Origin of the sequence: Yersinia sp. FDAARGOS_228 (genome assembly GCF_002073315.2) — a bacterium.
In the GTDB taxonomy this organism is placed as follows: Bacteria; Pseudomonadota; Gammaproteobacteria; order Enterobacterales; family Enterobacteriaceae; genus Yersinia; species Yersinia intermedia.
The window spans coordinates 1,608,924-1,623,250 of the sequence record NZ_CP020409.2; the positions used below are offsets into that span (position 1 = coordinate 1,608,924).

Below are 14,327 nucleotides of genomic sequence, written 5' to 3' on the forward strand. Positions count from 1 at the left end.
GCGCTATTTAACGCCCTGTTTCGAAGCCTTTTTCCCGCCACATTCTGCCCTCAATACCTGTATTACCCAATAACATCCCCTAGTTGAAATATCGGTAAATACATCGCGATCACTAGAACCCCGACGATACTGCCAATAATTAACATCAACAGTGGCTCTAACATTTGAGTGAGATTATCGGCTAAATCCTGTGTTTTTTGCTGATGCCAACTTGCTAATTTTTCTAATAACACATCCAATGCGCCAGATTCCTCACCCACACGAACCATTTGTTGGCATAGCGGTGGGAATAGACGATGTTGTTGTGCAAGGGCGGTATGCAGCGGCTCGCCTTGATTGATCTGTTGTTGAATATGCCTTAATGCTTGCTGATAGGCACAGTTATTGATGGAAAGGATCGCGGCATCCAATCCGGCCGTCAGCGGTAATCCAGCATGTTGCGTGATGGCTAATGTTTGAAAAATTTGGCTAAGGCAGCCCCCACGAATTAATGTGGAAATGAATGGGAGGCGTAATAACAACGTTTGCTCCCATTGTTGTACGTGCGCCTGACGCCGCCGAGCATAAAGGTATCCCATACATATTGATGTTAATAACACAGCAATATATGGCCCGTAAGCAGTAAGAAATACTGAAATCAGCAACAATGTGGCTGTCAGTGTGGGTAATGGTGTATCAAATGATTGATAAATCTGCGCAAATTCAGGCAATACCATGATCAGCATAACCAGGCTAACAACCATTGCGATAATGCAGACAAATACTGGATATTTGAGTGCTTTAATCACTTTCTTCTGTAGCTTTTGCTGCCGTTCCTGGTGCTGTACCAACTGAATACAGCACTGTTCAAGGTTACCCGTGAGTTCCCCCATCGCAATCACTGGAGGATATAATCGGGGAAAGGTATGTGGATAACGCGCCATCGCTTCAGATAGTGATAGCCCCTGCGAAACCTGTTGGCTTATGTCCTGCAATAAGCACCGCCATGGTAACGCATCTATTTCTTTCGCTAGCAGTTGCAAGCTATTGACCAAAGGCAGACCGGCTTGCAACAGCGTCGCCAATTGGCGAGTAACAGCCACCAGACGCTCACCTCGCCAATAACTAATTGATAATTGCTTGCCACCCTTAACATTTAATGGTTGTAGCCCTTGGCGGAACATTTGCTCATAAACAATATTTCGCTCGGTTGCTAATTGCGCGCCAGTCTGTAATTTTCCTTTATTATCAATGGCTTTCCAGTAAAATAAACGCTGGTGGCTCACGATGTTGCCTCGGGTTCTTTCAGGGTTCCTACAACACGATTAATTTCACTAAGTGTAGTAACACCACTTTCGACTAATGCCAAACCAGCAGAAAGCAATGTGACTTGTTCCTGCTTTTGCGCAATCTGAGTGAGTTTTGCCGGGCTGACATTGCTGAGCAAGGCATGTTGAATTTGCGGAGTTACACTCAGCATTTCGTAAATACCCGTGCGTCCATAATAACCTGCACAGCAGTGTTCGCAGCCCACCGCCAGATAATGCTGTAATGGACTCGGCCAAACGCCTGCCGGAGCCTGAAAAAGGCTAGGAGAGGCCTGACGACAGTGTAGGCAGAGCCTGCGAACCAGTCGTTGGGCGATAACTAATGTCAGGCTCGATGCAATTAAGTGACGTTCTATTCCCATTTGTGTCAGGCGTATTAGGGTTTCAGACGTTGAGTTGGTATGCAGTGTTGAAAGTACCAGATGCCCGGTTAAAGCGGCCTTAACTGCTATCTCAGCAGTTTCATTATCGCGAATCTCGCCGAGCATAATCACATCAGGATCCTGCCGTAGCATCGCGCGTAATACACAAGAAAAATCCAACCCAATCCTATTGTTAGTTTGAGTCTGATTTATGCCATCAGCCTGGATCTCAATAGGATCCTCAACACTACAGATGTTTCTTTGCGGTTGATTGAGTTGGTCTAAACTGCAATACAGCGTCACTGTTTTTCCGCTGCCAGTAGGCCCAGTAACCAGAACTAAGCCTTGCGGAGCAGATAATGCGCGTGTGAGTTGTTGGTGGGCGATAGTATTCAACCCCAGATTAGCCAGTGTAGGTTGTTGATGAATATTCAATATACGTAGCACCACTTTTTCACCGAACTGTACAGGGAGAGTGGCTATTCTTATGGAGTAGCGAGTGCCATTTAGCACTAAAGCTAGTTGACCATCTTGCGGCAACCGTTTTTCAGCGATATTCAATTTAGCCATGACTTTTAGGCAACTGCTGATGCGGCTGGCTAATTCTGCTGTGGGGGCCGGGGATTCGTGTAGAACGCCATCAATTCTGAAACGAATACGATAATGATGCTGATAAGGTTCAAAATGGATATCTGATGCACGTTTCTGAATCGCCAGCCTGAGTGTTTGAGTTATAAATTGAATAACGGGGGTATCACTTTCATTATCCAGCAACGTTTCATCTAAGTCCTTTGGCGGCAGTAAAGATAAGTCGCCTCTTGCTCGTTCTTTCTCTTGTCGCGATACACCTTGGCTATTTGGGGTAGATTTTACATCCCGGTTTAGTGGCTCTTTTGCTGATGACTCAAGGTTTAATGACTGTTCAATCTTGGCCTCAGGCCAATATTCTACGGTGATTTTACGCCCACAAGTAAAACGCAGGGCAGTTAATAATTCGTCACTTACTGGCTTTGATGATGCGATAGACAGGTTTTTGCCATCGAGTTTTAAGGCTATTGCCCTATAACGACGACAGAGTTTGTGCAATTCAGTGCTGATTCGCTCGGGTTGGTGTGCCATAAATTCAGTCATTTCATTAAACCTTATCATTGAAGCGGAACACGGTCTTACAGCTATCAGCAAGATTGTTATCTACGGTGGTACATGTTCTGGTCCAGACGATATTTCCACTACTACTGAATGTGGGAGTCATCGCTAGAGTCAGGTCGGCAAGGGTATGTTGACCGGTAAAAGTAATCACCCCTTTATCAATGGTTGTTGCACTGACATAACGCGATGATTGTCCGGCCGGTATGCCGTTATTGCCCGCACTACAGTTATCGAACTTGGCATGCTCCAGAGCACAAAGCTCCACGGCCATTTTGTAGGGGACGATGGCTTGTAACATATCGGTGAGTGCGGCTTTTTGGATATAGCGCTGGTAGGAAGGAATACCAATACCGCTGAGCACTGCAATGACGGCGATGGCGACCATTAATTCAATTAAGGTAAAACCCTGTTGCTTATTCATTTGCCACTTTCCTTGTGTGTGAAAACGAGGCAAGAGTGCAGCTTTTTTATTGATAGCAACAGGGGCATTACATCGATTTGCGAAGCAGGCTGTCGAGTATTTAGGTTGTTACAGTTGGGGTCACAGATATCTTCGGCGATGCTCGCAAAAACAGAATTCGAATCTGCTAATGGCTATCATCGGCCGAAGATAATTTGATAGGCTTATTGAAATCGCATGGAAAGGTCTAATGCGGTAACGTGTTTGGTTAGTGCGCCGACCGAGATGAAATCAATACCTGTTTCGGCATAGCTTCGCAGAGTTTCTAGCGTAACGTTGCCAGAAACTTCCAGTTGTGCGCTCTCTTGGGTCTTGGCAAGCTCATTACGCATGAGTACAGCATCACGCATCATTGGAATAGTAAAGTTATCCAGCATAATGATATCGGCACCTGCGGTTAATGCTTGCTGTAATTCATCAAGGGATTCAACTTCAACCTCGACGGGGACATCGGCATGAATCCAAAATGCTTTAGCAACCGCTTCTTTAATAGAGCCAGCAGCAATAATGTGATTTTCCTTGATAAGGAAAGCATCCGACAAACCGAGTCGGTGATTATTGCCACCACCGCAGAGGACGGCATATTTCAAGGCGGTACGTAGCCCTGGCAAGGTTTTCCTGGTATCGAGTAATTGTGTATGTAGCCCAGAAAGCTCCGCTACATAGCGGCCAACCTCGGTAGCGACACCGGATAAGGTTTGTAAGAAGTTAAGTGCAGTGCGTTCACCCGTAAGTAGGGTACGGGCAGGGCCAGTCAGATGGCAAAGTACCTGATTGGCTGTCAACTTGTCGCCATCCTTAACTAACCATTCAACTGCCACTTGGGCGCCAAGTTGAATAAACACTTCATTCAACCAGCGCTGACCACAAAAAATACCAGCTTCGCGTGTAATAATCGTGGCATTGGCTTGTTTATCCGCTGGGAGCAATTGTGCGGTGAGGTCGCGGTCTGCATTAACCTCACCACCAAGGTCTTCGCTCAACGCTTGGGCAACAGTTGACGGGATATCACATTGAATTCGTTCCAATAGCTCGGCACGGCGGCTGTCGGCATTATAGCTGCGAGTCGGCATAGAAAACTCCGAAAGGGCGGATAGATAATAGTTCAAACATGCTACTCTGTTGCTGGCTGAAGTGCCATAAAAGAGCCAGTTGAAGTGTACTATTAGGGGGCTTAGATAAGCAATGCAGTTAGATAATGGCTGGATTTCAGGGGTTAAACGGGTTGTTTCCCCCCATTTTGATCAACGGCCAGAAGGCGAGTTACCTTCGCTGCTGGTAATTCATAATATCAGTTTGCCCCCTGGCGAGTTCGGTGGCCCATACATCGATCAACTCTTCACTGGCACACTAAATGCTGATGAACATCCTTATTTTGCTGATATTGTTCATTTGCGAGTTTCAGCCCACTGTCTGATTCGTCGTGATGGTGAAATTATTCAATATGTTCCGTTTGATCACCGCGCCTGGCATGCTGGAGTATCGAGCTTTGGTGGGCGTGAGCGGTGTAATGATTTTTCGATTGGGATCGAGCTGGAAGGAACGGATGTGTTACCGTTTACGTCCGCACAGTATCGTAGTTTGAATGAGATAAGTGCGCTGTTATTTGCCAATTATCCGATAACCATTGATCGGGTGGCGGGGCATAGTGACATTGCGCCACAACGTAAAACCGACCCTGGTCCCGCTTTTGATTGGGCGTTGTATCAGCAGAATTTGGTGAAGTTATCATCGCCATCGTAATGTGGGCGATTTAGTCTTTACCGCAGGTTCGTTGTCGAGGGATCATCTGCTCGTCGCCTGGTTTTATCGTTTGGTTTATGCATGCCGGGAGGCATATGCCCTGTTCAGGGCTGGTTAAGTGCTAAAGGGAGAATAAGAGCTAATGACACTGTTTACGCTGCTGCTGGTACTAGCATGGGAGCGCTTGTTTAAACTGGGCGAACATTGGCAGTTAGATCATCGCCTTGAAGTCGTATTTGCGCGTTTACATCGCTTTTCGTTGGCACAAACTATTTTGCTGACCGCTGTGTGGATGGCCTTGGTATGGCTGATTTTGCAGTTAGTGCAGAATATCTTGTTTGGTTTCCCCCTGTTGTTGATTTGGATTCTGATTTGCCTGCTGTGTATTGGTGCGGGGGGCATTCGTAAACACTATCGAGCCTACCTTAAAGCTGCACGCCAAAATGATGCTCATGCCACCGATAAAATGGCAGTGGAGTTAGCGTTAATCCATGGTTTACCCATGGATAGCGGAGAGAAAGCTCGCTTACAATCCCTGCAAAATGCCTTGTTGTGGATAAACTTCCGGTATTATTTAGCCCCTATATTCTGGTTCGTTGTGTGTGTTAACTATGGCCCTGTGGCGCTAGCGGGTTACGCGATGTTACGCGGATACCAAACTTGGTTAGCCCGGCACCATACGCCTTTGCAGCGTTCTCAATCTGGTATTGATCGTCTGTTACACTGGCTGGACTGGATACCTGTGCGGTTGGTGGGCGTGGCATATGCCTTATTGGGGCACGGCGAAAGAGCATTACCAGCCTGGTTTGCCTCACTAGGCGATTTCAGAACTCAGCAGTATCAGGTTCTGACTCAATTGGCGCAGTATTCTTTGGCTCGTGAGCCTCATTTAGACCCTGTACAGACGCCAAGAGCTGCGGTCTCGTTGGCACGAAAAGTGACACTAACGGTGATTGTAGTGGTGGCTTTACTGACTATTTATGGTGCACTGGTGTAGTTTTCTGATTTACGGCACTGGCCGGAGAGTTTGTACTCGGTCAGTGCCATCTCAATGGAATATGATGAATTAGCCTGCATTTATTAATGTGAGAATTTTGCCAGATTCACGCGTGGTTATCTGCGGGGGCTTGCCGAAAAGCGGCATACCTTGTTTATCCTAACTGATGGTTTTGATGCGAGGATGGCGAGTCAGTCGAACATGGTTTTGTTAAACAATAAAATAAACGGGCCAGCGCTGTGGCTGACCCGTTAGCTATGATGTTGTCAAATTCCCCAGAGAAACCTGCTTTTCTGCTATCAGGATTTCGCGCGTTGGTTGCGATTTTTCAGGATATAGCCAACAGCCAGTAGCAATACCCAAGCTGGAATCAACAACACAGAAATCTGGATGCCCGGAGTCAGATACATAATGATCAAAATGCCGGTTAGGAACAGCAAGCACAGGTAGTTGCTGAACGGATACCAGAACGCTTTGAACTGTGGAATAACACCTTGGCGGTTTTTAGCTGCACGGAATTTAAGGTGCGCGAGGCTAATCATCGCCCAGTTGATTACCAACGCCGATACCACCAGTGCCATCAGTAATTCGAAGGCACGGCCTGGGATCAGATAGTTAATCAATACACAGAAAGCGGTGGCAAATGCAGAGACGGCGATCGCAATAACAGGTACACCGCGACCATCGACTTTCAGCAGCATTTTCGGGCCGTTGCCTTGTTTGGCTAAACCAAACAACATGCGGCTATTGCAGTAAACACAACTGTTATAGACCGACAATGCCGCTGTCAGTACCACGATATTCAATACAGTTGCAACCACATTACTGTTCAATGCATGGAAGATCAGTACAAATGGGCTGCCGCCTTCGACCACTTTCCCCCATGGGTAGAGTGATAATAAGATTGCCAGAGAACCGATATAGAACAGCAGGATACGGTAGATAACCTGATTGGTTGCTTTGGGGATGCTTTTAGCAGGGTTCTCTGCTTCTGCGGCGGTAATCCCAACTAACTCAAGGCCACCGAAGGAGAACATGATCACCGCCATGGCCATAACCAAGCCCATGATCCCGTTAGGGAAGAAGCCGCCTTGTGCCCACAAGTTAGTCACAGTGGCTTCCGGGCCGCCTTGCCCGCTAAGTAGTAACCATCCACCGAACAGAATCATTGCAATGATAGCGACCACTTTAATGATGGCGAACCAAAACTCCATTTCACCATACACTTTGACATTCGCCAGGTTGATGGCATTGATGGCTAAGAAGAAGACCGCCGCTGACACCCATGTCGGGATCTCCGGCCACCAATATTGTACATAGATACCTACAGCAGTCAGTTCGGCCATCGCCACTAACACATACAGTACCCAGTAGTTCCAACCGGAAGCGAAACCGGCAAAGTTCCCCCAATATTTGTAAGCAAAGTGACTAAAAGAACCCGCTACTGGCTCTTCGACTACCATTTCTCCTAACTGGCGCATAATCAGAAACGCGATAAAGCCGCCGATTGCATACCCCAGTAGCACTGAAGGCCCCGCCATTTGAATGGTTTGCGCGATACCAAGGAATAATCCGGTACCAATTGCGCCACCTAAGGCAATAAGCTGTATGTGGCGGTTTTTAAGCCCCCGCTTTAGCTCTGCACCTTCTTGTTGAACACTCATTGTTGCATCCTCTGTCGTTGTCACTTTTAGCTGGCAAACCCGTCATCTTTCAAACTGCAATGTATTGGCTGTACTCGTTACTCGGCTCATCCTTGGGATTACCGCCTTCCCGCCACTTGAAATCTATTGGGTATAAATAGGTGCTGTTTGCTATGCGTAAGGTTTTGATTACATTATTTGTATTATTTTGTTTACGGTGGCTTTTCTGGGAATTTTCTCTTTAGGCTACCGTTTAAAAGAGAATAGTGGTAGGCGAGAATTATTGCATCTGCTTTTTATTTTAATCGGCGAAGTTTTAGCCAAAACGGCAAGAAAAATGTTGATGCGTGATCAAGCTGTTGTTTTGAGGAAAAGTAGGAATGCGCTTTTTTTGGTTAAAAAGCCACCAGTGAGCCATTTTTATAATGGTCATACCAGTTTTAAGGGGCGAAACAGAGGGATACAGACTTTTCTTATTTTGTTTTGAATATAAATTCAAGTTTATAGGTTTTATATTCACAAATAAAATAACTTTACCGCTTCAGCTTGCCTAATTATCCGTTTCATAAAAGTTAAAACTCGCTCATATCAAGTAATGGTATTACCACTGCTACGTTATCACTTTGCATTGCTTTATCGGTGAAGTTGTTAAAATGTGCTGGGTTTCATGATTTTGGTCAAGGTCCGTATGGACAGCTAGTGAATACTTTGTTACTTTATCGTCACGTTTTTGAAATTGGTATTACCAATTGACTCCGCGCTACTCGCAGAGACGATTCACTCAATACGGCTTACAGCGCGACTTACACAAATTATGGCCTACAACAAAATACGTCAGCCCAAATTATCAGATGTCATCGAGCAGCAGCTCGAATACCTGATCTTGGAAGGGACGCTACGCCCTGGTGAGAAATTACTGCCTGAGCGCGAGTTGGCGAAGCAATTTGATGTTTCCCGACCTTCTTTGCGAGAAGCAATTCAGCGCTTAGAAGCTAAGGGACTGCTATTGCGTCGTCAGGGGGGCGGGACTTTCGTGCAAACCAATCTGTGGCAAAGCTTTAGCGATCCGCTGGCAGAACTACTTGCTGACCATCCAGAAGCACAATTCGATCTGTTAGAAACCCGTCATGCCCTCGAAGGTGTTGCTGCCTATTATGCAGCATTGCGCGGCACTGATGAAGATCTGCAACGTATCCGTGAATGCCATACTGTTATTCAGCAAGCGCAGGATAACGGCGATTTAGATGCTGAGGCAGATGCCGTTATGCAGTATCAAGTGGCTGTCACAGAGGCTGCGCATAATGTGGTTTTGCTGCATTTACTGCGTTGCATGGGGCCGATGCTGGAACAAAACGTAAGACAGAACTTTGAATTGCTTTACTCGCGCCGCGAAATGCTGGCAACAGTAAGCAGTCACCGCGCCGGGATTTTTGAGGCGATTGTGGCACGCGAGCCAGAGAAAGCCCGCGAAGCTTCACACCGTCACTTGGCGTTTATTGAGGAGATTCTGTTGGACCTCAGTCGGGAGCACAGTCGCCGTGAGCGATCTTTGCGTCGGCTCCAACAGCGCAAGGACTAGAAACGAATCATTCAGGTTGCGCCTCTGCAAGACCTCAATAACTCGTTTTATACCCCTCGTACTTGAAGCTACAGGGTTGTTAGCTGCGTGAACTCACCCGAATCACTGACTTGGGTCAGCTCATCGAGATTCGTTCTCTGGCAGCGCTGCCGTAACTCCAATTTCGTTGGGTAGTTATTCTCATTTGAGAATTATTAGCGGCAACTAAACTGATGGGCCTATCTTCCGGTGTTTTCACCAGGGCACGTGCTTTAGCCTGGGGTTAAAGCACAGGAAGATAGGCTCCAAATAAACCATTAGAAACAGATAAGGAATACCACCATGTCAGAACGTTTAAATAATGACGTGGATCCGATCGAAACCCGCGACTGGCTACAGGCGATCGAATCGGTCATCCGTGAAGAGGGTGTTGAGCGTGCTCAGTATCTGATTGATCAGGTTTTGGGCGAAGCCCGTAAAGGTGGTGTGAGCGTTGCGGCAGGTTCTGCCAGCCGTGATTACATCAACACCATCCCGGTAGAAGACGAACCCGCTTACCCTGGCAACCTGGAGCTTGAGCGTCGTATTCGCAGCGCTATCCGTTGGAATGCCGTGATGACCGTGTTGCGTGCGTCGAAGAAAGATCTGGACTTGGGCGGCCACATGGCATCCTTCCAGTCTTCCGCTACCTTCTACGAGGTTTGCTTCAACCACTTCTTCCGCGCTCGTAACCAAAAAGACGGCGGCGATCTGGTTTACTTCCAGGGTCACATCTCTCCAGGTGTTTACGCACGTGCTTTCCTTGAAGGCCGCCTGACTCAAGAGCAAATGGATAACTTCCGTCAGGAAGTTGATGGTAAGGGGCTATCTTCTTACCCGCACCCGAAACTGATGCCTGAATTCTGGCAGTTCCCAACTGTATCTATGGGCCTTGGCCCAATCAGTGCAATCTATCAGGCCAAGTTCCTGAAATACCTCCATCACCGTGGTCTGAAAGACACTGCAGCACAGACCGTGTACGCCTTCCTGGGCGACGGCGAGATGGATGAGCCAGAATCCAAAGGTGCGATCACCATCGCGACCCGTGAAAAACTGGATAACCTGGTCTTCGTTATCAACTGTAACTTGCAGCGCCTTGATGGCCCGGTTACTGGTAACGGCAAAATTATCAATGAGCTGGAAGGTATCTTCAGTGGTGCTGGCTGGCAGGTGCTGAAAGTGATTTGGGGGAGTCGTTGGGATGAGCTGCTGCGTAAAGATACCAGCGGTAAACTGATCCAACTGATGAACGAAACACTGGATGGTGACTACCAGACCTTTAAATCCAAAGACGGTGCGTATGTCCGCGAACACTTCTTTGGCCGTTTCCCTGAAACTGCTGCATTAGTGAAAGACATGAGCGACGATGAGATCTGGTCTCTGAACCGTGGCGGTCATGATCCGAAGAAAGTCTTTGCTGCACTGAAAAAAGCACAAGAAACCACCGGTAAACCTACTGTTATCCTGGCCCACACCATTAAAGGTTACGGCATGGGCGAAACAGCAGAAGGTAAAAATATTGCTCACCAGGTGAAGAAAATGAACATGGAAGGGGTTCACCACTTCCGCGATCGTTTCAATGTGCCAGTTGCCGATGCTGATATCGAAAAACTGCCTTACATCACCTTCGATAAAGATTCTGAAGAAAACAAATATCTGCACGAACGTCGTCAGGCGCTGGAAGGCTATGTGCCAACCCGTATGCCTAAGTTCACTGAGAAGCTGGAAATCCCTGCGCTGTCAGATTTCAGCTCCTTGCTGGAAGAGCAGAATAAAGAGATTTCTACCACTATCGCTTTCGTGCGTGTGCTGAACGTGATGCTGAAGAACAAATCTATCAAAGACAGAATTGTTCCAATCATTGCTGACGAAGCGCGTACTTTCGGTATGGAAGGTCTGTTCCGTCAGATTGGTATTTACAGCCCGAATGGTCAGCAGTACACCCCGCAAGACCGTGAACAGGTTGCTTACTACAAAGAAGACGAGAAAGGCCAGATCCTGCAAGAAGGGATCAACGAACTGGGTGCTGCCTCTTCATGGCTGGCTGCTGCGACCTCATACAGCACCAATGATCTGCCAATGATCCCGTTCTACATCTACTACTCCATGTTCGGTTTCCAGCGTATCGGTGACCTGTGCTGGGCTGCGGGTGACCAACAGGCGCGTGGCTTCCTGATCGGTGGTACTTCAGGTCGTACTACTCTGAATGGTGAAGGTCTGCAACATGAAGATGGTCATAGCCACATTCAGTCACTGACTATCCCGAACTGTATCTCTTACGATCCAGCTTATGCTTATGAAGTTGCTGTCATCATGCATGACGGTCTGGAGCGTATGTACGGCGAAGCGCAGGAAAACGTCTATTACTACCTGACCACGCTGAACGAAAACTACCACATGCCAGCAATGCCACAGGGCGCAGAAGAAGGTATCCGTAAAGGTATCTACAAACTGGAAACTGTTGCAGGTAGCAAAGGCAAAGTGCAGTTGATGAGTTCAGGTGCAATCCTGCGTCACGTTCGCGAAGCGGCTCAGATTCTGGCTAACGACTACGGTGTTGGTTCTGATGTGTACAGCGTAACTTCATTCACTGAACTGGCTCGTGATGGTCAGGATTGTGAGCGTTGGAACATGCTGCACCCAACAGAAACGCCACGTGTTCCTTATGTGGCTCAGGTCATGAACGACGCACCAGCAGTTGCTTCAACTGACTACATGAAGCTGTTCGCTGAACAAATTCGTAACTTCATTCCTGCCAGCGAGTTCCGCGTTCTGGGTACAGATGGTTTCGGCCGCTCTGACAGCCGTGAGAACCTGCGTCACCACTTCGAAGTTGATGCTTCTTACGTTGTGGTTGCAGCTCTGGGTGAATTGGCTAAACGCGGTGACATCGACGCCAGCGTAGTTGCACAAGCAATTACCAAGTTTGGTATCGACGCCGATAAAGTTAACCCGCGTCTGGCATAAGAGGTAAAGAACAAATGGCTATTGAAATTAACGTACCAGACATCGGTGCAGATGAAGTGGAAGTCACCGAAATTATGGTGAAAGTAGGCGATACCGTTGAAGCGGAACAGTCACTTATCACCGTTGAAGGTGATAAAGCTTCCATGGAAGTCCCATCACCGCAGGCGGGCGTAGTTAAAGAAATCAAAATTGCAGTTGGCGATACTGTCGCGACCGGCAAACTGATGATGATCTTTGAAGCAACAGGTGCCGCTGCGGCACCTGCGAAAGCGGAAGAGAAAGTGGCAGCCCCTGCTCAGGCAGCGGCTTCTGTGACCAGTGCTGCGAAAGACGTTGCGGTGCCGGATATCGGTTCTGACGAAGTTGAAGTCACCGAAATTATGGTCAAAGTGGGCGACACTGTTGCGGCTGAACAATCACTGATCACTGTAGAGGGCGATAAAGCCTCTATGGAAGTGCCAGCGCCATTCGCCGGTACCGTTAAAGAGATCAAAATCAGCACTGGCGATAAAGTCAGCACCGGTTCTCTTATCATGGTATTTGACGTGGCAGGTGCTGCGGCACCCGCTGCGGCAACTGAGTCAGCCCCGGCAGCAGCACCGGCAGCGGCAACAGCCTCTGCGGTTAAAAATGTCGACGTGCCAGACATCGGCGACGATGAAGTTGAAGTGACTGAAGTGATGGTTAAAGTCGGCGATAAAGTTGCCGCTGAACAATCACTGATCACCGTTGAAGGCGATAAGGCTTCAATGGAAGTACCGGCACCGTTTGCGGGTACAGTTAAAGAGATCAAAATCAGCACTGGCGACAAAGTTAAAACCGGCTCGCTGATTATGGTGTTCGAAGTGGAAGGCGCAGCCCCTGCTGCCGCGCCTGCCCAGCAAGCGGCTCCTGCTGCGGCACCGGCTAAAGCGGCCACCGCTCCCGCCGCGAAAGCTGAGAGCAAAGGCGAGTTCGCTGAGAATGACGCTTACGTGCATGCCACGCCGGTTATCCGCCGTTTAGCGCGTGAATTTGGCGTAAACCTGGCGAAAGTGAAAGGTACCGGCCGTAAAGGTCGTATCCTGCGCGAAGACGTTCAGGCCTACGTGAAAGATGCGGTCAAACGTGCTGAAGCAGCACCAACTGCTGCCACTGGCGGCGGTCTGCCGGGCATGCTGCCTTGGCCGAAAGTTGATTTCAGCAAGTTCGGTGAGATTGAAGAAGTTGAATTAGGCCGTATCCAGAAAATCTCTGGTGCGAACCTGAGCCGTAACTGGGTCATGATCCCTCATGTGACCCAATTCGATGAAGCGGATATCACTGAAGTTGAAGTGTTCCGTAAGCAACAGAACATCGAAGCTGAGAAGAAAAAACAGGATCTGAAAATCACCCCACTGGTGTTCCTGATGAAGGCGGCTGCCAAGGCGTTGGAAGAGTTCCCACGTTTCAACAGCTCTATTTCTGAAGATGGTCAGAAACTGACACTGAAGAAATACATCAATATCGGTGTGGCGGTTGATACCCCTAACGGTCTGGTTGTTCCAGTGTTCCGTGATGTGAACAAAAAGGGTATTGTCGAGTTGTCTCGCGAGCTATCTGTTATTTCCAAGAAAGCGCGTGATGGTAAATTGACTGCATCTGACATGCAAGGCGGTTGTTTCACTATCTCCAGCCTGGGCGGTATCGGCGGAACGGCGTTTACGCCAATCGTCAATGCGCCAGAAGTGGCTATCTTGGGTGTGTCTAAATCATCCATGAAGCCAGTCTGGAATGGTAAAGAGTTTGCGCCACGTCTGATGCTGCCTCTGTCTCTGTCCTTCGACCACCGTGTGATCGATGGCGCAGCAGGTGCTCGCTTCGCAGCCTATATCGCGACCATTATGGCTGATATTCGCCGTTTGGTGATGTAATCGCCAAGGCCGGCTTCGTGCCGGCCTTGTTTTTATATAGATTAGGGTTGTTGAGACACTCGTCACTCGATGTTGCTTTTCAGATTATTAACAATTCTGTAAACTGCTCGCGGTGCAAGCGTCCCGGTGGATGAAGGGCGTTATGAAATTAATTAGCCTAATATATTCGATAGATTTCAAAATGATGTCTGACCCGCCGGACAAACAATT

General features: G+C 48.1%; 10 protein-coding genes. 5 read left to right on the top strand and 5 right to left on the bottom strand.

The features are described from left to right. Nucleotides 1–62 precede the first annotated feature (62 nt). From hofC to nadC, 4 genes are all read right to left on the bottom strand, one after another. Nucleotides 63–1,265: a protein transport protein HofC gene (gene hofC / locus A6J67_RS07350; protein ID WP_050288118.1), complete on the bottom strand. Its 1,203-nt coding sequence runs from the start codon at nucleotides 1,263–1,265 to the stop codon at nucleotides 63–65. Beyond that, a complete protein-coding gene (gspE, locus tag A6J67_RS07355; RefSeq protein ID WP_050072529.1) occupies nucleotides 1,262–2,800 on the bottom strand; it encodes a type II secretion system protein GspE in 1,539 nt (512 codons plus the stop codon). The genes hofC and gspE overlap by 4 nt, the downstream gene beginning before the upstream one ends. A 4-nt stretch (nucleotides 2,801–2,804) precedes the next feature. Continuing rightward, a complete protein-coding gene (gene ppdD, locus A6J67_RS07360) occupies nucleotides 2,805–3,239 on the bottom strand; it encodes a prepilin peptidase-dependent pilin (RefSeq protein WP_042568558.1) in 435 nt (144 codons plus the stop codon). A 203-nt stretch (nucleotides 3,240–3,442) separates the two neighbouring features. After that, nucleotides 3,443–4,351: a carboxylating nicotinate-nucleotide diphosphorylase gene (gene nadC, locus A6J67_RS07365; RefSeq protein WP_042568557.1), complete on the bottom strand. Its 909-nt coding sequence runs from the start codon at nucleotides 4,349–4,351 to the stop codon at nucleotides 3,443–3,445. 112 nt (nucleotides 4,352–4,463) lie between these two features. On the opposite strand from nadC, the gene ampD reads away from it, so the two are divergent. Together ampD and ampE are read left to right on the top strand one after the other, a co-directional pair. Beyond that, nucleotides 4,464–5,021: a 1,6-anhydro-N-acetylmuramyl-L-alanine amidase AmpD gene (gene ampD / locus A6J67_RS07370; protein ID WP_050288117.1), complete on the top strand. Its 558-nt coding sequence runs from the start codon at nucleotides 4,464–4,466 to the stop codon at nucleotides 5,019–5,021. Between the two features lie 142 nt (nucleotides 5,022–5,163). Then, complete coding sequence (gene ampE / locus A6J67_RS07375) at nucleotides 5,164–6,018, top strand: beta-lactamase regulator AmpE (RefSeq protein ID WP_042568556.1); 855 nt, start codon at nucleotides 5,164–5,166, stop codon at nucleotides 6,016–6,018. Nucleotides 6,019–6,317: 299 nt separating this feature from the next. Here the strand turns inward: ampE and A6J67_RS07380 are convergent, their stop codons facing one another. Continuing rightward, the gene (locus A6J67_RS07380; protein WP_005181472.1) at nucleotides 6,318–7,682 is read right to left on the bottom strand and encodes an amino acid permease; all 1,365 of its coding nucleotides are present in this window, start codon (nucleotides 7,680–7,682) and stop codon (nucleotides 6,318–6,320) included. A 793-nt stretch (nucleotides 7,683–8,475) separates the two neighbouring features. Here A6J67_RS07380 and pdhR point away from each other — a divergent pair. The 3 genes from pdhR (at nucleotide 8,476) to aceF (ending at nucleotide 14,117) form a co-directional block, all read left to right on the top strand. After that, entirely contained in the window at nucleotides 8,476–9,240 is a 765-nt protein-coding gene (pdhR, locus tag A6J67_RS07390; protein ID WP_005181476.1) for a pyruvate dehydrogenase complex transcriptional repressor PdhR, read from the top strand. Nucleotides 9,241–9,561: 321 nt separating this feature from the next. Then, nucleotides 9,562–12,225, top strand: coding sequence for a pyruvate dehydrogenase (acetyl-transferring), homodimeric type (aceE, locus tag A6J67_RS07395; protein ID WP_042568555.1), 2,664 nt, complete (start codon nucleotides 9,562–9,564; stop codon nucleotides 12,223–12,225). A gap of 14 nt (nucleotides 12,226–12,239) precedes the next feature. Continuing rightward, complete coding sequence (gene aceF, locus A6J67_RS07400) at nucleotides 12,240–14,117, top strand: pyruvate dehydrogenase complex dihydrolipoyllysine-residue acetyltransferase (RefSeq protein ID WP_050288116.1); 1,878 nt, start codon at nucleotides 12,240–12,242, stop codon at nucleotides 14,115–14,117. Nucleotides 14,118–14,327: the final 210 nt, after the last annotated feature.

What these genes read in the sequence shown, in the direction of transcription:
- ampE (WP_042568556.1), top strand. Translation starts at nt 5,164, where the DNA reads ATGACACTGTTTACGCTGCTGCTGGTACTAGCATGGGAGCGCTTGTTT.
- pdhR (WP_005181476.1), top strand. Translation starts at nt 8,476, where the DNA reads ATGGCCTACAACAAAATACGTCAGCCCAAATTATCAGATGTCATCGAG.
- aceF (WP_050288116.1), top strand. Translation starts at nt 12,240, where the DNA reads ATGGCTATTGAAATTAACGTACCAGACATCGGTGCAGATGAAGTGGAA.
- ampD (WP_050288117.1), top strand. Translation starts at nt 4,464, where the DNA reads ATGCAGTTAGATAATGGCTGGATTTCAGGGGTTAAACGGGTTGTTTCC.
- aceE (WP_042568555.1), top strand. Translation starts at nt 9,562, where the DNA reads ATGTCAGAACGTTTAAATAATGACGTGGATCCGATCGAAACCCGCGAC.
- A6J67_RS07380 (WP_005181472.1), bottom strand. Translation starts at nt 7,682, where the DNA reads ATGAGTGTTCAACAAGAAGGTGCAGAGCTAAAGCGGGGGCTTAAAAAC.
- nadC (WP_042568557.1), bottom strand. Translation starts at nt 4,351, where the DNA reads ATGCCGACTCGCAGCTATAATGCCGACAGCCGCCGTGCCGAGCTATTG.
- gspE (WP_050072529.1), bottom strand. Translation starts at nt 2,800, where the DNA reads ATGACTGAATTTATGGCACACCAACCCGAGCGAATCAGCACTGAATTG.
- ppdD (WP_042568558.1), bottom strand. Translation starts at nt 3,239, where the DNA reads ATGAATAAGCAACAGGGTTTTACCTTAATTGAATTAATGGTCGCCATC.